Annotated in this window: 27 protein-coding genes; 15 read left to right on the top strand and 12 right to left on the bottom strand. The window is 70.0% G+C overall.

What is annotated here, in order from left to right:
• Positions 1–18: 18 nt before the first annotated feature.
• The 3 genes from AMYNI_RS0111115 to dapC all read left to right on the top strand — a co-directional run bounded on the left by AMYNI_RS0111115 (position 19) and on the right by dapC (position 1,806).
• Positions 19–240 carry a hypothetical protein gene (locus AMYNI_RS0111115; RefSeq protein ID WP_020668083.1) on the top strand — a complete coding sequence of 74 codons (222 nt, stop codon included), beginning with the start codon at positions 19–21 and terminating at the stop codon, positions 238–240.
• A 157-nt stretch (positions 241–397) separates the two neighbouring features.
• On the top strand, positions 398–718 hold the full coding sequence (fdxA, locus tag AMYNI_RS0111110) for a ferredoxin (protein WP_020668082.1): 321 nt from the start codon (positions 398–400) through the stop codon (positions 716–718).
• Positions 715–1,806, top strand: coding sequence for a succinyldiaminopimelate transaminase (gene dapC / locus AMYNI_RS0111105; RefSeq protein ID WP_020668081.1), 1,092 nt, complete (start codon positions 715–717; stop codon positions 1,804–1,806). Before fdxA ends, dapC begins: the two co-directional genes overlap by 4 nt.
• On the opposite strand, the gene AMYNI_RS0111100 is transcribed toward dapC, so the two are convergent.
• Positions 1,800–2,414: a TetR/AcrR family transcriptional regulator gene (locus tag AMYNI_RS0111100; RefSeq protein WP_020668080.1), complete on the bottom strand. Its 615-nt coding sequence runs from the start codon at positions 2,412–2,414 to the stop codon at positions 1,800–1,802. The two genes, dapC and AMYNI_RS0111100, sit on opposite strands and share 7 nt — an antisense overlap.
• Before the next feature lie 81 nt (positions 2,415–2,495).
• Here AMYNI_RS0111100 and AMYNI_RS0111095 point away from each other — a divergent pair, with 81 nt between their 5' ends.
• Complete coding sequence (locus AMYNI_RS0111095; protein ID WP_020668079.1) at positions 2,496–3,908, top strand: FAD-dependent monooxygenase; 1,413 nt, start codon at positions 2,496–2,498, stop codon at positions 3,906–3,908.
• 138 nt (positions 3,909–4,046) lie between these two features.
• Here the strand turns inward: AMYNI_RS0111095 and AMYNI_RS0111090 are convergent, their stop codons facing one another.
• The 3 genes from AMYNI_RS0111090 to AMYNI_RS0111080 all read right to left on the bottom strand — a co-directional run bounded on the left by AMYNI_RS0111090 (position 4,047) and on the right by AMYNI_RS0111080 (position 6,528).
• The gene (locus tag AMYNI_RS0111090; protein WP_020668078.1) at positions 4,047–4,997 is read right to left on the bottom strand and encodes a CHAD domain-containing protein; all 951 of its coding nucleotides are present in this window, start codon (positions 4,995–4,997) and stop codon (positions 4,047–4,049) included.
• An 86-nt stretch (positions 4,998–5,083) separates the two neighbouring features.
• Complete coding sequence (gene dapD, locus AMYNI_RS0111085; protein ID WP_020668077.1) at positions 5,084–6,082, bottom strand: 2,3,4,5-tetrahydropyridine-2,6-dicarboxylate N-succinyltransferase; 999 nt, start codon at positions 6,080–6,082, stop codon at positions 5,084–5,086.
• Between the two features lie 14 nt (positions 6,083–6,096).
• The gene (locus AMYNI_RS0111080; RefSeq protein WP_020668076.1) at positions 6,097–6,528 is read right to left on the bottom strand and encodes a hypothetical protein; all 432 of its coding nucleotides are present in this window, start codon (positions 6,526–6,528) and stop codon (positions 6,097–6,099) included.
• A 46-nt stretch (positions 6,529–6,574) separates the two neighbouring features.
• On the opposite strand from AMYNI_RS0111080, the gene dapE reads away from it, so the two are divergent.
• Positions 6,575–7,651, top strand: coding sequence for a succinyl-diaminopimelate desuccinylase (gene dapE / locus AMYNI_RS0111075; RefSeq protein ID WP_020668075.1), 1,077 nt, complete (start codon positions 6,575–6,577; stop codon positions 7,649–7,651).
• Between the two features lie 91 nt (positions 7,652–7,742).
• On the opposite strand, the gene AMYNI_RS0111070 is transcribed toward dapE, so the two are convergent.
• The 4 genes from AMYNI_RS0111070 to AMYNI_RS0111055 form a co-directional block, all read right to left on the bottom strand.
• Positions 7,743–9,023: a helix-turn-helix domain-containing protein gene (locus tag AMYNI_RS0111070; RefSeq protein ID WP_020668074.1), complete on the bottom strand. Its 1,281-nt coding sequence runs from the start codon at positions 9,021–9,023 to the stop codon at positions 7,743–7,745.
• Positions 9,024–9,035: 12 nt separating this feature from the next.
• Positions 9,036–10,637 carry a M28 family peptidase gene (locus AMYNI_RS0111065; RefSeq protein WP_026360299.1) on the bottom strand — a complete coding sequence of 534 codons (1,602 nt, stop codon included), beginning with the start codon at positions 10,635–10,637 and terminating at the stop codon, positions 9,036–9,038.
• Between the two features lie 86 nt (positions 10,638–10,723).
• Complete coding sequence (locus AMYNI_RS0111060) at positions 10,724–12,988, bottom strand: M4 family metallopeptidase (protein WP_026360298.1); 2,265 nt, start codon at positions 12,986–12,988, stop codon at positions 10,724–10,726.
• 176 nt (positions 12,989–13,164) lie between these two features.
• Complete coding sequence (locus tag AMYNI_RS0111055) at positions 13,165–14,496, bottom strand: helix-turn-helix domain-containing protein (RefSeq protein ID WP_051116303.1); 1,332 nt, start codon at positions 14,494–14,496, stop codon at positions 13,165–13,167.
• Positions 14,497–14,519: 23 nt separating this feature from the next.
• Here AMYNI_RS0111055 and AMYNI_RS0111050 point away from each other — a divergent pair, with 23 nt between their 5' ends.
• On the top strand, positions 14,520–15,311 hold the full coding sequence (locus AMYNI_RS0111050) for an LOG family protein (protein ID WP_026360297.1): 792 nt from the start codon (positions 14,520–14,522) through the stop codon (positions 15,309–15,311).
• A 131-nt stretch (positions 15,312–15,442) separates the two neighbouring features.
• A complete protein-coding gene (locus AMYNI_RS0111045; protein ID WP_026360296.1) occupies positions 15,443–16,012 on the top strand; it encodes an LOG family protein in 570 nt (189 codons plus the stop codon).
• 2 nt (positions 16,013–16,014) lie between these two features.
• Here the strand turns inward: AMYNI_RS0111045 and AMYNI_RS0111040 are convergent, their stop codons facing one another.
• Positions 16,015–16,689: a lysophospholipid acyltransferase family protein gene (locus AMYNI_RS0111040; RefSeq protein ID WP_026360295.1), complete on the bottom strand. Its 675-nt coding sequence runs from the start codon at positions 16,687–16,689 to the stop codon at positions 16,015–16,017.
• 68 nt (positions 16,690–16,757) lie between these two features.
• Here AMYNI_RS0111040 and AMYNI_RS0111035 point away from each other — a divergent pair, with 68 nt between their 5' ends.
• Positions 16,758–17,684 (top strand): glucosyl-3-phosphoglycerate synthase, encoded by a 927-nt coding sequence (locus AMYNI_RS0111035; RefSeq protein WP_020668069.1) that lies wholly within the window; start codon positions 16,758–16,760, stop codon positions 17,682–17,684.
• Here AMYNI_RS0111035 and AMYNI_RS0111030 read toward each other — a convergent pair.
• Positions 17,665–17,973 carry a hypothetical protein gene (locus AMYNI_RS0111030; RefSeq protein WP_084628355.1) on the bottom strand — a complete coding sequence of 103 codons (309 nt, stop codon included), beginning with the start codon at positions 17,971–17,973 and terminating at the stop codon, positions 17,665–17,667. The two genes, AMYNI_RS0111035 and AMYNI_RS0111030, sit on opposite strands and share 20 nt — an antisense overlap.
• 103 nt (positions 17,974–18,076) lie before the next feature.
• Here AMYNI_RS0111030 and AMYNI_RS44345 point away from each other — a divergent pair, with 103 nt between their 5' ends.
• The 5 genes from AMYNI_RS44345 to AMYNI_RS0111005 are packed head-to-tail and all read left to right on the top strand — an operon-like array spanning position 18,077 to position 20,482.
• Positions 18,077–18,952, top strand: a complete 876-nt coding sequence (locus AMYNI_RS44345) for a helix-turn-helix domain-containing protein (RefSeq protein WP_020668067.1) — start codon at positions 18,077–18,079, stop codon at positions 18,950–18,952.
• Complete coding sequence (locus AMYNI_RS0111020) at positions 18,918–19,133, top strand: DUF397 domain-containing protein (protein ID WP_020668066.1); 216 nt, start codon at positions 18,918–18,920, stop codon at positions 19,131–19,133. The genes AMYNI_RS44345 and AMYNI_RS0111020 overlap by 35 nt, the downstream gene beginning before the upstream one ends.
• 19 nt (positions 19,134–19,152) lie before the next feature.
• The gene (locus AMYNI_RS0111015; protein ID WP_020668065.1) at positions 19,153–19,455 is read left to right on the top strand and encodes a DivIVA domain-containing protein; all 303 of its coding nucleotides are present in this window, start codon (positions 19,153–19,155) and stop codon (positions 19,453–19,455) included.
• Positions 19,452–19,907, top strand: coding sequence for an SRPBCC family protein (locus AMYNI_RS0111010; RefSeq protein ID WP_020668064.1), 456 nt, complete (start codon positions 19,452–19,454; stop codon positions 19,905–19,907). Before AMYNI_RS0111015 ends, AMYNI_RS0111010 begins: the two co-directional genes overlap by 4 nt.
• Positions 19,904–20,482: a DNA-3-methyladenine glycosylase I gene (locus AMYNI_RS0111005; RefSeq protein WP_020668063.1), complete on the top strand. Its 579-nt coding sequence runs from the start codon at positions 19,904–19,906 to the stop codon at positions 20,480–20,482. The genes AMYNI_RS0111010 and AMYNI_RS0111005 overlap by 4 nt, the downstream gene beginning before the upstream one ends.
• 47 nt (positions 20,483–20,529) lie before the next feature.
• Here AMYNI_RS0111005 and AMYNI_RS0111000 read toward each other — a convergent pair whose 3' ends face one another.
• The gene (locus tag AMYNI_RS0111000; RefSeq protein WP_020668062.1) at positions 20,530–21,324 is read right to left on the bottom strand and encodes an enoyl-CoA hydratase-related protein; all 795 of its coding nucleotides are present in this window, start codon (positions 21,322–21,324) and stop codon (positions 20,530–20,532) included.
• Positions 21,325–21,544: 220 nt separating this feature from the next.
• On the opposite strand from AMYNI_RS0111000, the gene AMYNI_RS48115 reads away from it, so the two are divergent.
• Together AMYNI_RS48115 and AMYNI_RS0110990 are read left to right on the top strand one after the other, a co-directional pair.
• Entirely contained in the window at positions 21,545–21,712 is a 168-nt protein-coding gene (locus tag AMYNI_RS48115) for a DUF3117 domain-containing protein (protein WP_020668061.1), read from the top strand.
• Positions 21,713–21,832: 120 nt separating this feature from the next.
• A complete protein-coding gene (locus AMYNI_RS0110990) occupies positions 21,833–23,311 on the top strand; it encodes a leucyl aminopeptidase family protein (RefSeq protein ID WP_020668060.1) in 1,479 nt (492 codons plus the stop codon).
• Positions 23,312–23,339: 28 nt separating this feature from the next.
• On the opposite strand, the gene AMYNI_RS0110985 is transcribed toward AMYNI_RS0110990, so the two are convergent.
• Positions 23,340–24,257, bottom strand: coding sequence for a LysR family transcriptional regulator (locus AMYNI_RS0110985; RefSeq protein ID WP_026360293.1), 918 nt, complete (start codon positions 24,255–24,257; stop codon positions 23,340–23,342).
• Between the last annotated feature and the right edge of the window lie 34 nt (positions 24,258–24,291).

Genomic DNA, 24,291 nt, shown 5'->3' with positions numbered 1-24,291 from the left:
ACCGGACACGGAGGGCCGATGAGCATCGCACGCAAGGACGACCGGCACAACGAGGACCTGGTCGGCGAAATCGCGGACAACTTCAACCGCGCGCTCAGCGCCAAACAGGGCGAGGACGGCGAACCGCAGTCCCAGCGGCCACGCTTCGTGGTCACCGGTGACAAGCGCACGCCGCCCCCGAAGCGGGCCAAAAATCCCGAGACCCCGCGTCAGAATCCCAGTGATCAGGGCCGCGAGTAGCTCCCATACTGGGGGTATGCTCCGGTTAGAACACTGGGGAAGAGGGTTTTCGCGCTGGCTTAGCGGCCCACATTAAGGGTTGCCTAACCGCTCGTTGCCCGCCAAGGCCGCGTAATGTCCGCAAGCGCGGACAACGGACGAAAAGCAGGAGTGCGCAGTGACCTACGTGATCGCCGAGCCCTGCGTCGATGTGCTCGACAAGGCGTGCATCGACGAATGCCCCGTCGATTGCATCTACGAGGGCGACCGGATGCTGTACATCCACCCCGACGAGTGCGTCGACTGTGGTGCCTGCGAGCCGGTCTGCCCGGTGGAGGCCATCTACTACGAGGACGACGTGCCCGACGAGTGGTCGAAGTACACCAAGGCCAACGTCGACTTCTTCGATGAGCTCGGCTCGCCGGGTGGCGCGTCCAAGGTGGGCAAGACCAGCCACGACCCGGGGTTCATCAAGGAACTGCCGCCGCAGGGCGAATGAGCCGGGTTCGCCTGCCAGACTTCCCCTGGGACGCCCTCGCCGAGTACGGCTCCAAGGCCAAAGCGCATCCCGACGGAATCGTCGACCTGTCGATCGGCACCCCGGTCGACCCGGTGCCTGCCGGTATCCGGGACGCGCTGGCCTCGGTCTCCGACCTTCCCGGCTACCCGGCCACGCACGGCACCCCGGCGCTGCGCAGCGCAGCGATCGACGCGCTGCGCCGACGGCACGGTATCGACGGCATCGACCCGGCGGCGGTGCTGCCCACCATCGGCTCCAAGGAACTGGTCGCCTGGCTGCCGCGGTTGCTCGGCTTCGGCCCCGGCGACACCGTGGTCATTCCCGAACTGGCCTATCCGACCTACGAGGTCGGGGTGCTGATGGCCGGCGCGCAGGTGCTGCGCGCGGACGGGCTGACCGCGCTTGGCCCGCAGCGCCCGGCGATGATCTGGCTGAACTCGCCGTCCAACCCGACCGGCCGGATGCTCGGCGTCGAGCACCTGCGCAAGGTGGTCGAGTGGGCCCGTGAGCGGGACGTGATCGTCGCCTCCGACGAGTGCTATCTGGCGCTGGGCTGGGAAGGCGAGCCGCTGTCGCTGCTGCATCCGTCGGTGCACGGTGGGCGGCTGGACAACCTGCTGGCCGTGCACTCGCTGTCCAAGTCGGCGAACCTGGCCAGCTACCGGGCCGGTTTCGTGACCGGCGACCCGGAGCTGGTGGCCGGCCTGCTCGCGGCGCGCAAGCACGCCGGCATGATCGTGCCGCGCCCGGTGCAGGAGGCGATGGTCGCCGCGCTGACCGACGACGAGGCGCTGGCCGCCCAGCGGGAGCGTTACGCGCGGCGCCGGACGGTGTTGCGGAAAGCGTTGCTGGACAGCGGTTTTCGGATCGACCATTCGGAGGCCGGGCTGTACCTGTGGGCCACCCGCGACGAAGATGCCTGGGCCACCGTGGACTGGCTCGCCGGCCTCGGCATCCTGGCCGCGCCGGGCACCTTCTACGGCCCGTCGGGCAAACAGCACGTGCGGATCGCGCTGACCGCGACCGACGAGCGCGTGCAGGCGGCGGCCGACCGGCTGGCTCAGTAGTCCCGGCCGGTCAGCCCGCGGTAGACGAACCGGGTCAGCGTTTCGATCGCCGCTTCGTCGGACAGCTCGGTCAGGGCCGGGTTGCCGCCGAGCATCCGCTGCTGCATGAACTGCTCCACCACCCCGTACATCATGGTGAGCGCCGCGCCCGGCTCGCCGGGCAGGCGTAGCCCGGCCCTGGAGATGTAGTCGAGGTGGCCGGCGACGTCGGCTTGTTCGGTGGCGCCGAAGCGGACCAGTTTGCGGCCGAACTCCTCGTTCACCATCGCGGCCTGCCGCAGCGCGAGCATGACCGCCGCGTTCTCCCGGTAGAACAGCCAGTAGCCGCGGATGTGCCAGCGGACCGCGGCCGGGTCGGTGAAGTCGGGGTTGTGCTCGGTGTCCGTGGCGGAGACCGTCTCGTCCGCGGCGGCGGACAGATCGGCCAGCAGCGCCTCGAGCAGCTCTTCCTTGCCCGCGAAGTGGTTGTAGAACGACCCGGCCGCGCGGCCAGCCGACGTGGTGATGTCGGTGATCTTGGTGTTCAGGTAGCCCCGCTCGGCGAACAGCCGTTTGGCGGCCTCCTTGAGGGCCACCTCCGTCTCCGCGGCCTGTTCCTTGCGCCCCATCCCCGCCTCCTTGACGGGCACGCTAGCAGCGCGCATGATGAACTTAAATTCACTGAATCAAAATTCACCCAAGGGGAGACGATGGACATCGACGTGCTGATCGCGGGAGCGGGACCGACCGGGCTGACCCTGGCGATCGACCTGGCCAGGCGGGGAATCGGGGTGCGGATCGTGGAGCGCGCCGACACGTACTTCGCCGGGTCGCGCGGGGACGGGCTGCAACCGCGCACGCTGGAGGTTTTCGACGATCTCGGCGTGGTCGACGAGGTGCTGGCGGCCGGGATGGCGCCGGTGCCGATGCGGGTTCACGTCGGCGGGGAAGTGGTCGGCGAGCGGCGGATGAGCCCGGTCGCCGAGCCTTCCCCGTCGCGGCCGTACCCGAGCCCGTGGATGCTCGGCCAGTCCAGGACCGAGGCGATCCTGCGCGACCGGCTGGCCTGCTTCGGCGTCACCGTCGAGCTGGGTACCGAGCTGACCGGGTTCGACCAGGACGCCGACGGGGTGACCGCGACCCTGAACGGCGCCGAGACCGTGCGCTCCCAGTACCTGGTCGGCGCGGACGGCGGTCGCAGCCTCGTGCGCAAGTCGCTCGGCATCGCCTTCGAAGGCAGCACCGACGAGTCGATCCGGATGCTGCTCGGCGACGTGCGGGCGGACCGGCTCGACCACTCGGTGGGCCACTGGTTCGCCGCCGCGGACGACCCGATGGCCGGGATCGCGATGACCCCGCTGTCCGGTGGCCGGTCCTTCCAGTTCGGCGCGCCGCTGGCGGCCGACCGCGAGCCGTCGCTGGCCACCTTGCAGGAGCTGTTCGACCGGCTGGCCGGTCCGGCAGCGGTGCCGCTGACCGAGCTGACCTGGTCGACCGTGTGGCGGCCGAACGTCCGGCTGGCCGAGCGGTTCCGGGACGGCCGGGTGTTCCTGGCCGGTGACGCGGCGCATGTGCACCCGCCGACCGGCGGCCAGGGCCTGAACACCGGGGTGCAGGACGCCTACAACCTGGGCTGGAAGCTGGCGGACGGCTCGCCGGAGCTGCTGGACAGCTACCAGCGCGAGCGGCGGGCGGTGGCCGAGCGGGTGCTCGGGATCAGCTCGGAGCTGCTGCGCAAGTACACCGAGGGCGACCCGGACGCGCACGAGCGCGGCGAGAACACCCGGCAGCTGGACGTCGGCTACCGCGCCGAAGGGGAGACGTCACCTGTGCTCGCCGCCGGCGATCGCGCCCCGGACGCGCCGCTCAAGGACCCTCGCGGCGGCGACCTCCGCCTGTTCGACCTGTTCCGCGGCCCGCACGGCGCGGTGCTCGATTTCGGCGGCCGGTCCGGGCTGACCGGGGAGCACGTGCACACCGTGCTGCGCCCCGGTAGTTCGTCCACTGTGGACACTGTGGGCGCTTATCTGGACGTCGACGGCCACGCCTTCGAGGCATACGGCGTCACCGGCTCCGCCGTTTTCCACATCCGCCCCGACTCCTACGTCGGCTCCCGCTCCTGATCACGCCGCCACCCAAATCGCTCCGCCCCCAAGCGCGCGAGCCCAACGTGACGTTTGGCTCGTTCTATTGGCCAAACGTCACGTTGGGCCTGTCCGGTTTGGGGCTGGTGGGGCAGGAGTTGGGGCTGTGGAGAAGGATCACAGGAAGGGGGCGGCGGCGGAGTGCACGGCGTCCAGGGTGTCCGGCCAGACGGCGCGGGCGTGCGTGCGGCGGGTCAGCTCGCGTTCCGCGATCCGGCCGGCGATGAAGGCGACGGCCGGGTCCTGGCCTTCGAGCAGGCCCCGCATCCGGTCCGCGGCGACCACCGCGTCCTGGTGGTCGCCGAGCACGGTCTGCAGCTCCTTCGTGGCCCTGATCAGCGCTTTGAGCTGCTCAGACTGCTTCTTCTTCGCGGCAGAGCCGGCCAGTTCGGTGGCGTAGCGCAAACGTTTGCCATGGATCCGCAGTGCGTGCAGGTCGTCGTCCGGCGGGTTGGCGGGCAGCGCGGCGGCCGCCTTGCGGAGCTTCCGGTACGGCTTGCGCAGGCCGGTCACCAGATCGCCCGCTCCCGCTGGCGCGGGGGCGGCCGCCGGGTCGCCTGTGTCGGAGACCGCGGGCTCGTGCTCCGGCGTCCGCGCCAGCTGGGCGGCGGACTGCAGCAGGGTCGCGTACCGCGCGCTGCCGAGCACCCTGTTCAGCCGGCGTTTCGCGGTCGCCCGCTCGGCGACGAACAGCTGGACCAGCCGGCTCGCGGCCGGCTGGTCCACAGCTTCGAAGGTGGCCACCGTCTCGCGCAGGTGCCCGATCAGCACGTCGTAGTCGCGCACCTCGCCCAGCGCCGCGCCGAGCCATTTCAGGTCCGCGCGCACTCCCTCGGCGGTGCCGCCGAGCAGGTCGCCGGAGAGTTTGAGCACGCTGCGCATCCGCCGCACCGCGACCCGCATCTGGTGCAGATCCTCGGGGTCGGCGCCGGAACGGGTGCCGGGCTCGTACGCCAGCAACGCACGCACCTGCGCGTCCAGCTTCGCCCGCAGGTGGCTGACCGGCGGGTCCTTCGGCTTGGCGGACGCGGGCTCTTCGGACAGACCCAGTTCACCTGGTGTCCTCATGGTGGGGGCTCCAGTGTTCACCGAATCGATACTAGGTGACCCGCGACCCTCGATGATCAGCCATTCGCATGGCGATCCGCGCGCATTCAGTCGTTGGCGTGCAGTGCGGCGTTGAGCTCGATGCCCGCTCCGCTGCGGGAGACCACCTCGACCTGCCCGCTGGTGGAGTTGCGCCGGAACATCGCGCCGGAGATCCCGGAGACGTCCCGTGCCTTGATCGTCTTCCCGTCCAGCACGACCTTGGTGCCGGCGGTGACGTAAAGGCCGGCCTCGACCACCGAGTCGTCGCCGAGCGAGATGCCGATGCCGCCGTTCGCGCCGATCAGGCAGCGCTCGCCGATGGAGATGACCTCCTTGCCGCCGCCGGAGAGGGTGCCCATGATGGACGCGCCGCCGCCGACGTCGCTGCCGTCACCGACCACCACGCCGGCCGAGATCCGGCCCTCGACCATGGACGCGCCGAGCGTGCCGGCGTTGAAGTTCACGAAGCCCTCGTGCATCACGGTGGTGCCGCTGGCCAGGTGCGCGCCGAGCCGGGCGCGGTCCGCGTCGGCGATGCGCACCCCGCTGGGCAGCACGTAGTCCACCATCCGGGGGAACTTGTCCACCCCGTAGACGGTCACGTTGCCGCGGGCGCGCAGCCGTAGCCGGGTCGCCTCGAAACCCTCCACCGGGCAAGGCCCGTGATTTGTCCAGACCACGTTGGCCAGCAGCCCGAACATGCCGTCCAGGTTCTGCTTGTTCGGCTGGATCAGCCGGTGCGAAAGCAGGTGCAGCCGCAGGTAGATGTCGTGCGCGTCGGCGGGCGCGTCGGCGAGCGTGCCGATCGTGGTGCGCACCGCGACGACGTCGACCCCGCGTGCCTGGTCCTGGCCGAGCAGCGGGGTGACCGAGTCGCCGAGCACTTCGGCGGCCTGCTCCGCGGTGAGTCGCTCGGTGCCGCCGGTGCCAGGCCCGGTCAGCTTCGGTTGCGGGAACCAGGTGTCCAGCACCGTGCCGTCGACCGTGATCGTGGCCAGCCCGACCGCGGTCGCGCCGGTCTGCTCGGGGGCGGGGCTCTCGGAGTTGGGGTTCTGCTCGCTCACGGCGACAACCTAACTCAGCCGCCGGCGACCTGCTTGGACAGTTCGGTCTTGATCCCGCTCACACTGCTGGCGATGTCGACCAGCGCCTGCGAGCAGGGCCCGGTGCCGGGTTCGGTGGCGTTGTTGCAGCTCTGGTCGCGGTAGGCGCTGATCGCCTTGTCCAGCCGGTCGGCGTGACCGGCCATCTCGGGACGCTTCGTGCCGGCCATCCCGTGCGCCTGCCGGCTGGTGCCGGCGAGCTGGGTGACGTATTTCTCACAGCCCTTGGGGGCGACCGCGGAGGGCGTGGTGAAGCAGGTGTCCGTGCGCTGCGCGTTCAGTTTGACCAGCAGGTCCTGCGGCCCGAGATCGGGCTGCGGGCTGGACGGCCCCGGCGGCGCCCCGCTGCCGCAGCCGGCGAGGAGAAGGAGCAGAGCCGCTGTGGTCAGAGCACGTCGGGTAAGCACGTTCTCACCGTACGCACGACAACTCCGGCCGGGTACCGTCGCCCGTATGCTCGCTCTCGACCTGCACGTGGACCCCGTTGACCTGACCGCCGCGCTGGTGGACATCGAAAGCGTTTCCGGCGCGGAGGCCGCGCTCGCGGGCGCCGTGCAGGCCGCGCTCACCGCGCAGGCCGGGCACCTGGAGATCGTCCGCAACGGGGATGCCGTGCTGGCGCGGACCAATCTGGGCCGCCCGACCAGGGTCGTCTTCGCCGGGCACCTGGACACCGTGCCGGTGAACGCGAACCTGCCGCTGCGCCGCACCGGCGCCGGGCCGGACGAGGTGCTGCACGGCCTCGGCACGGTGGACATGAAGGGCGGCGACGCGGTGTTCCTGCACCTCGCCGCGACCGTGCTGGAGCCGCGGCACGACCTGACTTTCGTGTTCTACGACAACGAAGAAGTCGAGGCAGCGCGCAACGGTCTCGGCCGGATCGAGCGCGAGCTGCCCGAGTGGCTGGCCGGTGACCTGGCGATCGTCGGTGAGCCGTCGAACGCGGTGATCGAAGCGGGTTGCCAGGGCACCATGCGGGTGGAGCTGCGCACGAACGGGAAGCGCGCGCACACCGCGCGGGGGTGGATGGGGGAGAACGCCATCCACGCGCTCGGTGAACCGCTGCGGAGGCTCGCGGAGTACCAGGCGCGGGTGGTCGACATCGACGGCCTGACCTACCGCGAGGGCCTGCAGGCGGTGCGCATCGGCGGCGGCGTGGCCGGCAACGTGGTGCCCGATGAGGCAGTGCTCGCGGTGAACCACCGCTTCGCCCCCGACCGCACTCCGGAGCAGGCGGAAACCCATCTGCGCGAGGTGTTCGACGGCTTCGAACTGTCCGTTGTGGACCTTTCGCCGGGTGCCCTGCCCGGCCTCGCCGCACCCGCCGCCGCCGAACTCGTCACCGCCGCGGGTGGCACCGCCGCGGCCAAGCTCGGCTGGACGGACGTGGCCAGGTTCGCCGCACTCGGCATGCCCGCGGTCAACTTCGGCCCCGGCGACCCGACCCTCGCGCACACCCAGCAGGAACACGTCTCCGCCGCCGACATCACCCGCGTCACCAACATCCTCACCACCTTCCTCCTCCCCTAACCCCCTAGCCCGGCAAATAGCCGACTTTTTGCCCTTATGGCGGCGACGCGAGAGGGGCAAAAAGTCGGCTATTTGCCTGTCGGGGGGCGGTTTAGTGGGGAGCTGCGCCGAGGGAGAGGAGGCCGTCGCGGAGAAGATCCGCCGCGTCGTCGAGACGTCCCTGCGTACGAAGCAGTCCGCCGGCCAGTTCGAGCGCGTTGGCGAGGGTTTCGCGGGCGTCCAGTTGGACGGCCAGGTCGATCGCGGCCCGCAAATGCTTCTCCGCCTTGGGGAACTCGCCGCGCGCGGACGCGAGGGCGCCGAGTTCGTAGCGGACGGCGGCGGCCAGCGGGTCGTCGGCCGGGATCTCGCGCAGCGCTTCGGCGAGCAGGTCCGCGGCCGCGTGGTGCGCGCCGAGTTCGCGGTTGACCTCGGCCAGCTGCACGGTGACGGCCCGGTCCGCCGGGGCGACGTCCCGCGCGGTGAGCAGGTCGGTGAGCGCGCCGCGCGGGTCGCCGGTGCGACGCCGTGCCCTGGCGCGGGCTTCGAGGCAGCGGGCCAGCGCCGGACGCAGGGCCCGCTCGTGCAGCGCGTCGATGGCCTGTGCGGCGGCAACGGCGGCCTGGCCGACCGCGCCGGCAGCCAGCTGGGTGCGGCACAGGCTCAGGTAGTGCCCGGTGAGTTCGGTGAGACCGGTGGAGTCGAGCCTGGCGACGCCGAGCGCGAGTGCCGCGTACTCGCCCGCGCGTTCGAGGTTGCCGAGCCGGAGCTGGCCGTCGGCGAGGTGCGCCCGCAGCGAGAGCAGCGTGCCGGGGTCGGGATAGCCGTCGCGCACCAACTCGTCGTGACAGGCTTGGAGCAGATGCACCGCGTAGTGCGGCTCACCGGCTTCGATCAGCAGCGCGGCCCGGCTCGGCACGGCCAGCGCGCGGTTCAGCGCGGTGTCCCCGGCCAGCGCGGATTCGGCTTCCTTGACGTAACGCGCCCGGTCGTCGCCGGTGGCGAGGCCGGCCAGCCAGAGCCTGGCCAGCCCGGACTGTCGCGCCTGGCCGAGCCGGTCGGCCTCCGCGAGCACCGCGCGCAACCGGTCCTCAGCGCCTTCGACGCCGCCCAGCACGCCCTGGGCGGCTTCGGCCAGCGTGAGGTCGAGCCACACCACCTGCCGGGGTGAACGACCCGTGCGCAACTCGTTGGGATCGAGGCCGAGCCGGTCGGCGAAATGCGCCACCGCGTCTCCCGACGGCATCCGCCTGCCACTCTCCACAGAGGACACATAGGCGGCGGTGTAGTGCGGCTCGGCCAGCGCCCGCTGGGTCAGCTCGCGCTCGGTGCGCAGCCTGCGCAGCCGGGCGCCGACCGGCTCCCGTGCGGGGCTCGAACTCAGCTCCCGCACGGGACGCCTCCGCTATACCGTGATGTTCCAGGTATCGAGGGTGCCGGTGTCCTGCGAGTAGGCGTCATAGACCACCAGTGTCCATGACCCGCCCGCGGCCTCGCCGGTGACCGGCACCGAGTAGGTCCGGGTGCCAAGGTCGGTGCACGGCAGGGACCCGGTCGCCTTCACCGAGTAGGACCGGTTCGACGGTGACTGCAGCGAGATGCGCAGGTCCTCCGAACAGGTGTGCGTGCCGGTGACGGTCAGCTTCACCGGGCTCACCGCGTCGCCGGTCGCGGTGGAGGTGACGGTGCTGCGCACGGTGCCGAGGTCGGTGATCGGGTAGTCGGTGTCGTTGGCGAAGGTCCGGATGCTCGCGGTGCCGACGGTGAGCGTGTACTGCGCGGTGTGGTCGACGTTCACCCCGTCACCGACCACGGTGATCTGGCTGGTGCCCTCCGGAGTGGTGCTCGACGTGGCGATGGTCAGCGTCGAGGCGCCGCCGGACTGCACCGAGGCCGGGCTGAACGACGCGGTGGCGCCGGCCGGCAGCCCGGTCGCGGCCAGCGCGACCGCCTGTGCGCTGCCCTGCGTGGTCTGCGTGTTCACCGCGACGGTCGTTGACTGTCCTGGTTGGACACTGCCGGAGGACGGGCTCAGCGCCAGTGAGAAGTCGTTGCCCTGGGTGGCAGCGACGGCCAGTTTCCACACCGCGTAGGCGATCGCGTCGCTGTTGCGGTCCAGCGGGGTGTCCGCGACGTTCGAGGTGGTGTCGCAGGAGCGGTGGTAGCAGTTGTCGTAGGCCGCGCCGGCGGTGCCGCCCCACTTCTGCTGCTGGCTGGACGACTTGATCGCGCCGGCGCCGGTGGCGAGGCCGCCGACCGGGATGCCCGCGCTCTTGAACGACGCGTGGTCGGACCGCCCGTCGCCTTCGCTGTCGCCCTCGGTCGGCACGTTGATGGACCGGAAGTACTCGTCGAAGACCGCCTTCACCGAAGATACGTCGTCGTAGACGAAATGGCCCCAGTTGCGTGAACCGATCATGTCGAAGTTCAGGTAGGTCTTGATCTTCGTGCGTTCCGCGGCTGGCAGGCTGCTCACGTAGTAGCGGGACCCGCGCAGGCCGGACTCTTCATCAGCCCACCAGCCGAACCGAACCCGCTTTGCCATCTCCGGGTTCGCGCTGGCCAGCGAAAGCGCCACCTCGAGGATGGCGGCCGAGCCGGTGCCGTTGTCGTTGATGCCGGCGCCGGCGCTCACGCTGTCCAGGTGCGCGCCCAGCATGATCACCTGGTTCGCGTCGCCCTTGGGCCACTCGGCGATCAGGTTCGGGGTCTGCCCGGCGCAGCTGGTGCAGGTCTGCCGGCTCACCGTGTAGCCGGCGGCCCGCAGCTTTTGCTCCACAAAGGACACTGAGGCGTTGTAACCGCCGCCGGGGGCGCGGTTTCCGCCGTTCTGCTGGGCGATGCTCTGGAACTGGTTCAGATGGGCCTTCACGTTGGCCAGAGAAATGTCGGGGGCTGCCGCTACCGTTTGCACGTCGGCCTGTGCGGGCAGGGTGGCCACGCTCAGCGCGAGCGCCATCCCGGCCAGCGCTGCCAGGCCGGCGCGTAGTCGCTTTTTGGTGTTCATGACAAGGAGACTCCGTCTCGGAAGGGAGAGTGAGGGCACGGCGGCGCTGGGGGTAGCCAGCGCCGCCGTGCGGGTGAACTGCGGGATCAGACGGTGATGTCCCAGGTGTCCAAGGTGCCGGTGTCCTGGGAGTAGGCGTCGTAGACGACCAGGGTCCAGGTTCCGGCCGCCGCCTCGTCGGTCACCGGCACCGAGTAGGTGCGGGTGCCGAGCTCGGTGCACGGCAGGGATCCGGTGGCCTTGACCGAGTACGAGCGGTTGCTCGGCGACTGAAGGGAGATGCGCAGGTCCTCGGAACAGGTGTGCGTGCCGGTGACGGTCAGCTTCACCGGGCTCACCGCGTTACCGGTGGCTGTGGAGGTGATCGGGCTGCGCACGGTGCCGAGGTCGGTGATCGGGTAGTCGGTGCCGTTGCTGAACAGGCGTACGTCACCGCTGCCGACGGTCAGCGTGTACTGCGCGGAATGGTCGGCGTCCGCGCCGTCACCGTTGATGGTGATCTGGCTGGTGCCGTTCGGAGTCGTGCTCGACGTGGCGATGGTCAGCGTCGAGGAGGCACCGGACTGCACGGAGGCCGGGCTGAACGACGCGGTGGTGTTGGCGGGCAGCCCGGTCGCGGTCAACGCGACGGCCTGCGGGTTGCCGTTGGTGGTCTGCGTGTTCACCGTGACCGTCGCCGAGGCACCCGGCTGCACGGTGCCCGACGCCGAGCTCAGTGCCAGGGTGTAGTCGTTGCCGGGCTGCGAGGTGCAGGTGGTGGGCTCACCGGCGGCGGCGGTGACGCTGACCCCGTTCCAGGCTGCCTTGACGGTGTCGTACTCGGTGCAGCTGCCGGGGTAGAGCGCCAACGCGGCTTCCAGGGTTGCCTTGCGCGCGGCCTTGTGGTTCCAGCCGGAGGTCTTCTTCAGCAGGCCGTTGTAGAAGATCTTGCCGGCCTTCTGGATGCCGATACCGGTGATGGAGGTGTTGTTGCAGGTGGTGCTGGTCGGCTTGCCGCCACCGGGGTTGGTGCCCTCGGCGAGCAGGTAGAACCAGTGGTTCTGCGGGCCGGCCGCGGCGTGCACCTCGGTGTTCGGGATGGAGGAGGAGTAGCAGTTCGGGTCGCCGACCTGCGACGGGTTGTGCATGTAGCGGATCGGGCCACGGCCGACCAGGTTGACCTCTTCGCCGACCTCGTAGTCCGGCGGGTCGCTCGGGTTGTTCGCGTAGTGCTCGGTGATGGCGCCGAAGATGTCGCCGGTGGACTCGTTCAGCCCGCCGTTCTCGTTACCGCTGCCGGCGCCGCCGGGAGTGGTCTGGAAGATGGCGTGTCCGAACTCGTGCGCCACCACGTCCATCGGGGTGGCCTGGCGCTGGTTGTCCTGCGAGTGGCCGAAGGTGGTGGAGCTGCCGTTCCAGTAGGCGTTCACCGCGTTCAGCCCGACCCATGCCGGGTAGCCGCCGCCGTTGCCGTTGATTCCGTTGCGCCCCATCCATTCCCGGAGCATGTTCCATTCCTTCTGCACCGCGTAGAGCGCGTCCACGCAGGCAGTCTCCAGGTTGGTGCCGGTGCCGTTGCCCCAGTTGTCGTCCGGTCCGGTGTAGGGCTGCTTGGAGCTGTTGGAGCCGCAGCGGATGCCGCTGCGGGTCGGGTCCGTGGTCGAGTACTGGCTGCCGGACTGGGTGGTGTCGATGGTGACGTTGCCGTTGTAGTACCCGTTGCCCGCGCCGAGCGTGTTCACGTCGCTCTGCTGCGCGGTCCCCTCGAGGTCGTAGGAGGACGCCTTCACATCGTCACGAGTGTCGAGCACCGCACCGGTGTTGCCGTCCACGAAGACGTGCAGGTTGCTCGGGACCGGTCCGTTCTGGCCGCTGACCACCACTTCGTAGGCCAGCTTCGGGCTTTGTCCTGCCAGCACCACCAGACGTGGCGTGTCCACCTTGTCCACAGTGGACACCTGCTGCCTCGCGACCCCGGCGGCCTGTGCGGGGCTGACGGACGCCTGGGTGCCGACGCGCAGTGGCGCGGTGGGCGCGGCGCTGGTGTCGCGCACCCGGCCCTGCCCGTCCGCCACCACGACCGCGTCGCCGCCCACCACGGGCAGGCCGCGGTAGGAGCGTTCGTAGGCCGCGTAGAACAGGCCGCCGCCGCCCGGCGTCACGCCGAGCCGGTGGAAGGCCTCGTCGGCGCCCTTGCTCAGCTCGTCCAGCCCGGCCGCGGCGGCCTGGTCGGCGGCCGAGCCGGCCAGCGCCATCGGGTCGGCACTCTGTGCCGCGGTACTCGCGTTCACCGGGATCACCGGTAACGCGAAGGTCAGGGCGAGGCCGGCGATCGCCGCCAGGCCCGTTTTCAGCCCTCGCTGGGATGACATCAAGGTTTTCCTTCCAGGGGGAACCGTGCGACCGGCGGCAGGAGACAGGGCAGGGACGTCGATCGCAGGGAGGGTTACCGGAAAAATGTGTCTAAGGTGATAACAGGAGTTATTGCAATAGACGCATCTGAGTAAAGAACGGCGAGCGGCCTACGTCAATTGACCATTCGGCCTAGTCAGGGCCGCCCTGCGGCCCGCACCCCAAGTAGGTACGCCTCGATCGCCTCGTCCGCTTTTCCCTGCGTACGAAGCACATTTCCGAGATGCAGCGAGGTGGTCACGAGGCCAGCGCGCAGTGCCGCGCGTTCCTGTTCGCCGGCCGCCCGCCGCAGCAGCCGCTCGGCGCCGGGCAGGTCGCCCCGCGCCTGCGCGATCAGCCCGAGCAGCCGGTCGGCCTCCACCCTCGACTCCAGGTCGGCGGTGCCGCGCAGCAGCGGATGGATGTCCCTGACCAGGGCTTCCGCCTCGTCCAGCGCGCCGAGCCGGCGGCACACCTCGGCCAGTTCGACCGTGCTGCCGATGACCCCTTCTCGCGAGTCAACCTCGGCGAGGGTGTCCCTGGCGGCGGCCAGTTCCGCGCGGGCCTCGGCCAGCCGGCCCGACTCGCGCAGCAGGAACCCCCGCGCCCAGCGGCAGCGCGCCGCGTCGCGCTCGAAGCCGAGCGAGCCGAACAGCCGGAGCGCCTCGGTGACCTCGGCGTCCGCCCGGTCGGTCCGGCCGATCGCCTGCCAGAGCTGGGTGGCCTGGCGGTGGAACCTGGCGACGAAGTCCACCCGGGTGGCGGAGGCCGCGACCCGCTGCCCGTGTTCGGTTGCCCGGCGCGCCCGGCGAAGGTCGCCCATCTCGACCAGCGGATGGATCAACGCGGTGAGCAGCGCGAGTTCGGCGTCCGGGTCCACTTCGTCCCCGGCGCGCAGTTCGCCGAGGGCGGCTTCGACGTGCGCGACCGCGGTGGTCACCGAACCGGCCAGGTACTGGCAGGCGGACCAGCGGTGCACGATCATCGCGCGCAGCCACGGCGGGGCGTCCGCGGCGATCCGCTCGGCGTGCTCGAAACCGGTCGTCGCGCCGGCGATGTCGAAACGCTGCCAGCGCGTCTCGGCGAGGCAGAACCGGGCATAACATTCGATATCCGGCAGGTGAAAATACGCGGCGCTTACTTCTGCTCGTGAAAAACGTATTTCCGCCTGATCGAGGCCACCCTGTTCGAGCAGCCGGTAGGCGTCGTCGAGCTCGTCCCACAACTGCCTGGCGAGCCCCGGCGGACGGCCGAAGCGCAGATCCTCCGCGGCCAGCCCGAGCCGTTCGGCCAGGTAGCCCAGTGCGGCCTCGGACGGCGAGCGCTGCCCGGACTCCACCTTCGCCAGGAAACCGCGGTCGTACCGCGGTTCGGCCAGCTCGCGCTGGGTCCAGCCGCGCGCCATGCGCAGCCGCCGGATCCTGGTGCCCAACGGCTCACCGGCGGTCACCCTGGCGGAATCGCCCGCCGGGTGAGTGGGATGACTCATGCGGGTGACCCTAGGCTGGTCTGGTGAGTGAGCAAGCAGGAGCAGAGGTGCCGGGCGAGGAGTACCCGGAGCACCCGCCGGAGCGGCACCGCGGTCCCGTGGTGTTCCGGCGAGACCAGCGGGACCAGGAGACCACCACCGACCAGCGGCTGCTCGACGCGCGCGGGCCGAGCGACTGGGTGCACACCGACCCGTGGCGGGTGCTGCGCATCCAGGCCGAGTTCGTGGAGGGCTTCGGCGCGCTGGCCGAGGTGCCGCGCGCGGTCACCGTGTTCGGCTCGGCCAGGACCAAGCGCGACCATCCCGAGTACGAGCTGGGCCGCAAGATCGGTGGCGCGCTGGCCTCGGCCGGGTTCGCCGCGATCACCGGCGGCGGGCCGGGCGCGATGGAGGCGGTCAACCGCGGTGCCTCGGAGGCGGGCGGGTTCTCCATCGGCCTCGGCATCGAGCTGCCGTTCGAACAGGGCATGAACCCGTGGGTCGATCTCGGCGTGAACTTCCGCTACTTCTTCGCGCGCAAGACGATGTTCATCAAGTATTCGCAGGCGTTCATCTGCCTGCCAGGTGGTTTCGGCACCCTGGACGAGTTGTTCGAGGCGCTGACCCTGGTGCAGACGAAGAAGGTGACCAAGTTCCCGGTCGTCCTCTTCGGACGGTCCTACTGGGGCGGGCTGTACGACTGGATCTCCGACACCGTGCTCGCCGAGGGCAAGGTCGGCGAGCAGGATCTGGCGCTGCTGCACGTCACCGATGACATCGACGACGCGGTGCGGGTGGTCCAGGAGTCGTACCAGGCATGGGAGGACACGCACTGATGAGTGTTATGCACAATCCAGCCGACGGGGGCCGCCCGGAGGGTGGCTCGCGGCGGGTGGATGCAGGTGACGCGCGGACGGCAGCCGCGCCGACGGGTGTGCAGAACACTCATTCGAATAAGACACCTCTCATGAAGAGGATCTGTGTGTTCTGCGGGTCGTCGATGGGGTTCGACCCCGTCTACGCGGAGCAGGCGAGGGCGCTCGGCACGCTGCTGGCCGAGCGGGGCATCGGGCTGGTCTACGGCGGCGCGAGCGTGGGCACCATGGGCGCGGTCGCGGACGCCGCGCTGGCCGCCGGCGGTGAGGTGATCGGCGTGATCCCCGAGCACCTGAGCCGGGTGGAGATCGCGCACGCCGGGCTGACCAAGCTGCACGTGGTGGCCGACATGCACCAGCGCAAGGCGAAAATGGCCGAACTGGCGGACGGGTTCCTGGCACTGCCCGGCGGCGCCGGCACGCTGGAGGAGCTGTTCGAGGTCTGGACCTGGGCCCAGCTCGGGCTGCACAGCAAGCCGATCGGGCTGGTCGACGTGGCGGGCTACTTCCAGCCGCTGCGGGAGTTCGTGGACCACATGGTGGACGCCGGCTTCCTGCGCACCGAGCACCGCGACGTGATCACCGTGCACAAGGACCCGGTGGCGCTGCTGGAGGTCTTCGCCAACCACGAGCCCGCCGACATCGCCAAGTGGGTCAACTGACTTCAGGCGGATTTCTCGTCCGGTCGCTTGTGGTACTTGTCCACGTATTCCTGTTCGGAGAGTTCGAGGATCGCGTACATGACGTGGTCGGTGACCGCGCGTCGGGCCATTGAGGAATTCTCCAGCCCGTCGTAGTGCGAGAAGTCCAGCGGCTCGCCGAACCGGACGGTCACCTTGGCCCGCCGGGGAAAGCGTTTGCCAGCCGGCTGGACCTGCTCGGTGCCGGTGATCGCCACCGGCACCACCCGCGACCTGGTGGTCAGCGCCAGCGCGCCGACGCCGGTGTGCCCGCGGTGCAGCCTGCCGTCCAGCGAACGGGTGCCCTCCGGGTAGATGCCGAACGCGCCACCGGCTTCGAGCACTTTGCGCGCCGAGTCCAGCGCGGCCAGCCCCGCGGCCGCGTTCCCCCGCTGCACCGGCACATAGCCGAGGCCGGAGAGCAGGCTCGCCATGAACCGTCCTTTGAGCCCTTTGCCGGTGAAGTACTCGGCCTTGCCGAGGAAGCTGACCGGCCGCGGGGTGACGATCGCGGTGAGCGCGGTGTCCACCGCGGCCCGGTGGTTCGAGGCCAGGATGATCGGCTCGTCCAGCGGGACCAGCTCCGCGCCGTGCACGGTCGGCCGGTAGATCGCCTTCGCCAGCGGGGCGAGCGCATAACGGACCATCAGGTGTAACAAGGGCTCCTCCAGCTTCGTCGTCTCCAAGCATGGCATGAGCTCGCTGAGGCACATGGCACGATCGGGGGATGGACGAGGACTGGTTCGCCAGGCGGACCTGGCAGGATCCGCAGTGGACGGTCGACGAGCTGGTCCGCGCGAAGGGTGCGCGGACGGTGTCGGTGGTGCTGCCCGCGCTGAACGAGCAGGAGACCGTCGGCGACGTGATCGCGTCGGTGCGTCCGCTGCTCGGTTCCCTGGTGGACGAGCTGGTCGTGCTGGACTCCGGCTCCACCGACGCGACGGCCGAGGTTGCCGAGCTGGCCGGTGCGCGGGTGGTGCACCGCGAGGACGTGCTCGCCGACTGGGAGCCGATGCCGGGCAAGGGCGAGGTGCTGTGGCGTTCACTGGCCGTGACCAGTGGTGAACTGGTGGTGTTCCTGGATTCGGATCTGGTGGACCCGGACCCGGCTTTCGTGCCCACCTTGCTCGGCCCGCTGCTCGGTGACAGCGGCGTGCAGCTGGTGAAGGGGTTCTACCGGCGACCGCTGCGGCTGGAGACCGCGGAGATCGGCACCGGTGGCGGCCGGGTCACCGAGCTGCTGGCCAGGCCGGCGCTGTCCGCGCTGCGGCCCGCGCTGGCCGGGATCGTGCAGCCGCTCGGCGGTGAGTACGCCGGGACCAGGGAGTTCCTGGAGTCGGTGCCGTTCGCGGCCGGGTACGGGGTGGAGATCGGGCTGCTGCTGGACGCCGAGGCAAGATATGGACTGGACGGGTTGGCGCAGGTCAACCTGGGTGTGCGCAAGCACCGGAACCGGTCGCTGCTGCAACTCGGCGTGATGGCAAGGCAGATTCTCGGCACCGCACTGGCCCGCTGCGGCGTCCCGGTGGACGGGGCTGCCGGCCTGACCCAGTTCGTGCAGGTCTCGGGGGAGTGGCTGCCCGACGCGACCGAGGTGCTGGTGGCCGACCGCCCGCCGATGCGCGAGGTGCTGGCTAACCGCCGACGAGCTTGACGAACTCCCGGTCCGGATCCTTGATCACCTGATGGATCGCCTGCACGCTCGGGCACGGATACGGCCGCCGGCAGAACTTGCAGCGGCCCCGGCGGCTTTCCTCGTGCAACGCGAGCACCGAGCGGATCACGGTCACCTGGTCCGCGATCAGCTTGCGGGCGGCGGTGATATCGACCTTCCCCCACGGCTCGTACTTCATCGCGAGGAATTCCGCGTGATCGAGGTGCACGTACAGCTCCGTACGCAGGAGACGGAATGCTTCGGCGTGGGTGGGTGAGATCGAGCGCATGGAAACAGTCAAGCCGTCCCGGAAGGGACAACGAATGCGCCTTTCAGGTGCACCTATTGCGTCGTGCCAGGAACCGCTGCGGAAAGCGGTTTAGTTTTGGGGCATGGATGACCGGATAACCACCATACGCAGCCGAGAACTCGGCGAAGGGCTGCGAAGCGTGCTGAAGGAGTCGGGGATGAGCGGCCGCGAGGTCGCCGCCGCGATGGAGTGGTCGCCGAGTCGGGTCTCACGGCTGTTGAACGGACAGCGCGGAGGGAGCGAAGCAGAGGTATCGCTCTTTCTCGGCGTGTGTAAGGCGAAGAAGGCCGTACGCGAGCGGCTGCTGAAGATCTGTCGCGAGATCAACCAGCCCGGCTGGTGGCAGCGCCATGGTTCCCGGCTTCCCGTGCAACTGGTGACCTATATTGATCACGAAGACAAAGCGGCAGCCATCCATGATTTCCAGTTGGCGATCGTGCCAGGAGCGCTCCAGACCGAGAACTATGCGCGAACTCTGATTCGCGATTGTGGCGCTGCACCGGCCAGCGAGGTTGAAGATCGAGTGGAAGCCCGGATTGCCCGGCGGTCGATCTTCGCGCGGCCGAGACCGCCGCGTTGCACCTATTTCATCCATGAGCAGGTATTGAGGTTTCCGGTTGGCGATGCCGAAATCATGTCGGAGCAGCTGCACTACCTGCTCCAGATGGCGGTGCGGAACTATATCACCGTGCGCGTGGTGCCGAACTCGGCTGGAGTTCACGCTGGGATCGCCGGTTCATTCAGTTTGCTGGAATTCGATGAGATCCGGCCGGTTGTTTACCTGGAAAGCCAGACCTCCACACTGTTCCTTGAGGAGCCAGTAGAAACTGATTCGTACCGGCGCGTGCTCGCTGGCCTGGCGGACAAGGCGCTCGATGAGGGACAATCGAAGGAGGTGATTGCATGTCTGGCAATCGAGTTGTATGGCGACCGAGAGGACCATGATGACCGCGCATGAGCCGGAGCAGATGGTCTGGCAGAAGAGTAGCTACAGCGCAGGCAATGGAGCTTGCGTCGAGGTGGGGCTGACTTCCGGCGAGGTGCGGGTCCGCGACACGAAGGACCGCGAAGGCGGCGAGCTGGCCTTCGCTGCTGTCCAGTGGCGGGCGTTCCTCTCCGCGGTCCACCGCTCGGGGTAGCGGCGGTTACGATCGTCGCGTGACCACCGCGCTGATCTACCTCGTCGTGATGCTCCTCGTCGCGGCCGTGGTGTTCCTGGTGGCGGCCGTCGTGTTCGGCCGCGGTGAGGAACTCGCGCCGCTGGCCCCCGGCAGCTCACCGACCAGACTCCCGGCCGAGGACATCAACGCCGAAGACATCCAGCGCGTGCGCTTCCAGCTGGTCGTCCGCGGCTACAAGATGTCCGAAGTGGACTGGGTGATGGGCCGCCTCGGCGCCGAGATCGACGGCCTGCGGGCGAGAGTGCGCGAGCTGGAGAGCGAATCCGAGGCGGCGAGATGACCGAGCTGATGCACTCGGTGCAGGTCGCCGCGCCGGCGGGGACCACCTGGCTCGCGCTGACCGACTGGGCGCGCCAGGGCGAGTGGATGCTGGGCACCGAGGTGCACGTGATCGAGGGCAACGGCCGCAGCGTCGGCTCCAAACTGTCCGCTTTCACCGGGATCGCCGGGATCGGGTTCACCGACACCATGGAGATCATCGGCTGGGAGCCGCCGTTGCGCTGCACCGTGCGCCACCTGGGGAAAGTGGTGCGCGGGGTCGGCTCGTTCCACGTCCGCGACCTGGGGCCGCAGCGTTCGGTGTTCGTCTGGTCGGAGCAGCTGAAGCTGCCGTTCGGCCCGGTCGGCAGGCTGGGCTGGCCGGTCGCGAAGCCGGCCTTCGTACTTGGACTGCGCTATTCACTGCACCGGTTCGCCAAGTACGCCGAGTCCTATTCGGTGGGTCAGGCGTGAGCGAACTGATCGGCCCGGACGGCGTCGCGCGCTGTTCCTGGGGCAACACCGCGCCGGACTACGCCGAATACCACGACACCGAGTGGGGCGTGCCGCTGCGCGGGCAGGACGAACTGTACGAGCGGGTGTGCCTGGAGTCCTTCCAGTCCGGGCTGTCCTGGATCGTGATCCTGCGCAAACGCGAAGGTTTCCGGCGGGCGTTCGAGGGCTTCAAGCCGGAGCGGGTGGCCGAGTTCGGCGACGCGGACGTGGCACGACTGCTCGAAGACGCGTCGATCGTGCGGAACCGGGCGAAGATCGTCGCCGCGATCCGCAACGCGCGGGCGATCGCCGAACTGGACCGGCCGCTGGACGAGCTGCTCTGGTCGTTCGCGCCGACCGGCCGCCGCAAACGGCCGCGCACCATGGCCGACGTGCCGGCGACCACCGACGAGTCCAAGGCGATGGCCAAGGACCTGAAGAAGCGCGGCTTCACCTTCCTCGGCCCCACCACCTGCTACGCCCTCATGCAAGCCACCGGCATGGTCGACGACCACGTCCGCGGCTGCTTCCGCGCCACCCCCGACGGCAAATAGCCGACTTTTTGCCCGGAACAGCGGGGGCAAAAAGTCGGCTATTTGCCCTACTTGCCGGTGAAGGTGGGGGTGCGCTTGGAAACGAAGGCCTCGACGGCTTCGCGGTGGTCGGCGGTGGCGCCGAGCCGGCCCTGCGCGGCGTCCTCGGCGGCGAGCGCTTCGTCGAGGGTGCTCTCCGCGGCGGTGGTCAGAACACCCTTGATCTCCGCGTAGGCCGCAGTCGGCCCAGCGGCCAGCTTCGCGGCCAGCTCCTGCACGTGAGCCGCCAGTTCCTCGTCCGCCACCACCTCGCTGACCAGCCCGAGCCGCAGCGCCTCCGCCGAGTCGACCGGCCGCGCCAGCAGCATCAGCTCGGCCGCCCTGCCGTAGCCGACCAGCCGCTGCAAGGTCCAGGACGCGCCGGAGTCCGGGCCGAGGCCGACCCCGGCGAAGGCCATCAGGAAACTCGCCGAGCTCGCCGCGATCCGGAGATCGCAGGCGTAGCCGAACGCCGCACCGGCGCCCGCCGCGGTTCCGTTCACCGCCGCGATGACCGGTTTCGGCATGTCCACGATCGCCCGCACGATGGGGTTGTAGTGTTCCGCCACGGTGCGCAGCGGCGCGGAGTCACCGGCCTGGAGGAGTCCGACATGTTCCTTGAGATCCTGGCCGGCGCAGAACGCCTTACCGGAACCGGTGAGCACGACGGCACGCACGGTGTCGTCCGCCGCGGCGCCGCGCAGGGCGGCGAGCAGCCGCTCCTTCAGCTCGACGGTCAGTGAGTTGTACGCCTTCGGCCGGTTCAGCGTGAGCGTGCGGACGCCGTCGGCGTCGGCGACCTGCAGCACGTCCTCGGAGGTCACTGGTCTACTCCTGTCCAATATGGGGTTGCTCGCCGGGCCGCGAGCCGCATACCAGCACCTATGCAACACCAAAAGATCGGTCCGCGTTCGCGCCGCCGTGCTGATGAGGGAGAATGGTCACAACCCGGTTGGCTTAGGCGAGCGCGACCCGGGCGCGCCGTGTTTAGGCGGTAGAGCCCACCCGAGAGGGCGGGCTTAGACAAGACGGAGGGAGCACGCTATGGCGGCCATGAAGCCCCGGACCGGAGATGGTCCCCTCGAAGTGACTAAGGAGGGGCGGGGCCTCGTGATGCGCGTACCGCTAGAGGGTGGCGGGCGACTCGTCGTCGAGCTGTCGGCCGATGAGGCCAAGGACCTAGGTGTTGCCCTGCAGGAGGCGACCAGCTGAACTAGCGCACTACTCTCCCTTCGCACCCCGGTTTCCTTCGGAGACCGGGGTGGCGGTTCATCTGCCGATGGCCACGGTCTTCGCCTGCCGTGGTCCCCTGCCTTCTGACGGAGGTCGTCGATGGCGCGTTTTCCGCTGCCTGCCGTGCCCAGCCCGCTGCTCGACGTGGAGGTCGCGGACGTCCCTCGCCGCGGTGTCCCGCGCGCGGTCCTCGTCCCGGTTCGGGAAGAGGGCGGTGACGAGCCGGAACTCGTCGAAGGTGTCCGGCCACCGGCGAAGGCGGGCGACGTGCGGTCCGTGCCGGACGCCGGCACCGCCCCCCGCTGGCTGGTCGGGGTGGGCACCGGCGCGCCCGAGCACTACCGCGGCGCCGGCGCCGCGTTGATCCGCGCGGCCAACGACTACGTGGCCGCCGAGGCCGAGGCCGGCGCGCGTCCGTCCAAAGTGGTGCAGATCGAACTCGGCGAACAGGTTCGCGGGGAAGACGTCGCCGAGCTGGCGCTGGGGCTGCTGCTCGGCGGATACCGCTACCGGGTCAGTGCCGACGCGGCGAAGCCCGCGGTGCGCACGGTCCGGCTGTGCACGCCGTTCGAGCGCGCGGTGCCCGCCTACGAACAGGCCGTCGCCCGCGTCCGCGAACTGGCCGCGGCTTCCACACTGGCCAGGGATCTGGCCAACGCGCCGTCCAACATCAAGGACCCGGCCTGGCTGGCCGATACCGCGGAACGGCTCGCCGACGGCGTTTCCGGCCTGAAGGTGACCGTCCGGGACGAGCGGTGGCTGACCGAACAGGGCTTCGGCGGGGTGATCGCGGTCGGCGGCGGATCGGCCAGCCCGCCGCGGCTGATCGAGCTGAGCTACCGGCCGCGGGTGGCTTCGAAACACCTGCTGCTGGTCGGCAAGGGCATCACCTTCGACACCGGCGGGCTGTCCATCAAACCGGCCGACGGCATGCACCTGATGCGCACCGACATGGCCGGCGGTGGCGCGGTGATCGCCGCCATGCGCGCGATCGCGGCGCTGCGGCTCGGCGTCCGGGTGACCGCGCTGGTGCCCGCCGCGGAGAACCATGTGTCCGGCTCCTCGTACCGGCCCGGCGATGTGGTGCGGCACTACGGCGGCAAGACCACCGAGGTCGGCAACACCGACGCCGAGGGCCGGATGGTGCTCGCGGACGCGCTTGCCTACGGCATCCGGCGGTTCGACCCGGACGCGGTGGTGGACGTGGCCACGCTGACCGGTGCCACCAAGGTCGCGCTCGGCCTGCGCACCGGCGGGCTGTACGCCAGCGACGACGAGCTGGCGCACCGGGTGGTGGCCGCCGGGGAACGGACCGGCGAAGCCTGGTGGCGGATGCCGTTGCTGGACGCGCATGTGGACGCCATCCGCGGCGAGCTGGCCGACGTGAAGCAGGCGCCGTCCGGGCCGGGCGGGGTGACCGCCGCGCTGTTCCTGCGGGAGTTCACCGCCGGGCTGCCGTGGGCGCATCTGGACATCGCCGGGCCGGCCAGGTCGGAGAAGAACTACGCCGAGGTGGTGCCCGGCGGCACCGGTTTCGCCGCCCGCACCCTGATCGAACTCGCCGCGTCTTACTCGTGAGTGAAAAGTGTTGCTCCGGCAACACTTTTCACTCACGAGCGGCGACGTGGTCGCGGAAGGTGCGGACGGCGGGGGCGGGGCGGTCGCCGGCGCGCCAGACCAGGCCGATGGTCCGGGTGACCTTGGGCACCAGCGGGACCTCCACCACCCCCGGTGGCTCGGCCTGGCCGAAGCGGGGGAGCAGCGCGACGCCGAACCCGGCCGCGACGAGCCCGCGCACGGTGTCGGACTCCTGACCCTCGAAGGTGATCCGCGGCTGGAACCCGGCCGCGGCGCACACGTCGTCGGTGATCTGACGCAGCCCGTAGCCGTGCTCCAGCTGGACGAAATCCTCGTCCGCGAGCTCGGCCACCCGGACCTGCCGCCGCCGGGCCAGCGGGTGCTGCGCCGGCACCGAGAGCAGCAGCTCCTGCTCGTTCAGCGGGATCGCGGTGAACGCGGGATCGGTGGGCACCGGGGCGACCAGCGCCAGGTCGAGTTCGCCGGTGGCGAGGCGGTCCAGCACGTCCCGGCGGGAACCCTGCACCAGGCTGAACCGGACCCGCGGGTACCGGACGCGGAAGCCGCGCAGCAGCTCGGGCACCAGGCTGCGGCCCAGCAGGTGCAGGAAGCCGAGCACCACCCTGCCGCTGGCCGGTTCGATCTCCTCGTGCGCCAGGCGCGCGCCGGCGGTCATCGTGCCCAGTGCTCGTTCGGCGGCCTCGGCCAGCAGCTCACCTGCCCTGGTCAGCCGGATGCCGCGGCCGGCCGGGCTGGTCAGCGGGGCGCCGAGCAGGCCGCCCAGCGCGGTCAGCCGCCTGCTCACCGTCGGCTGCGGCAGGCCGAGCAGCTCGGCGGCCCTGGTCAGGTTCCCGGTGGCCCGTACCGCGCTGAGCAGGGCCAGGCTTGGCGCCAGCTCGGCGGCCAGCCGCTGGTCGGCGTTCTCATGCGGCACGGTATGAATCATGGCAGATAGGCGTATTGGACGTATTGGTTAGGTC

The sequence above is a fragment of the Amycolatopsis nigrescens CSC17Ta-90 genome, from assembly GCF_000384315.1.
In the GTDB taxonomy this organism is placed as follows: Bacteria; Actinomycetota; Actinomycetes; order Mycobacteriales; family Pseudonocardiaceae; genus Amycolatopsis; species Amycolatopsis nigrescens.
The sequence above is the reverse complement of the archived record's forward strand: the minus strand, read 5'-3'. Positions and strand labels throughout refer to the sequence as shown.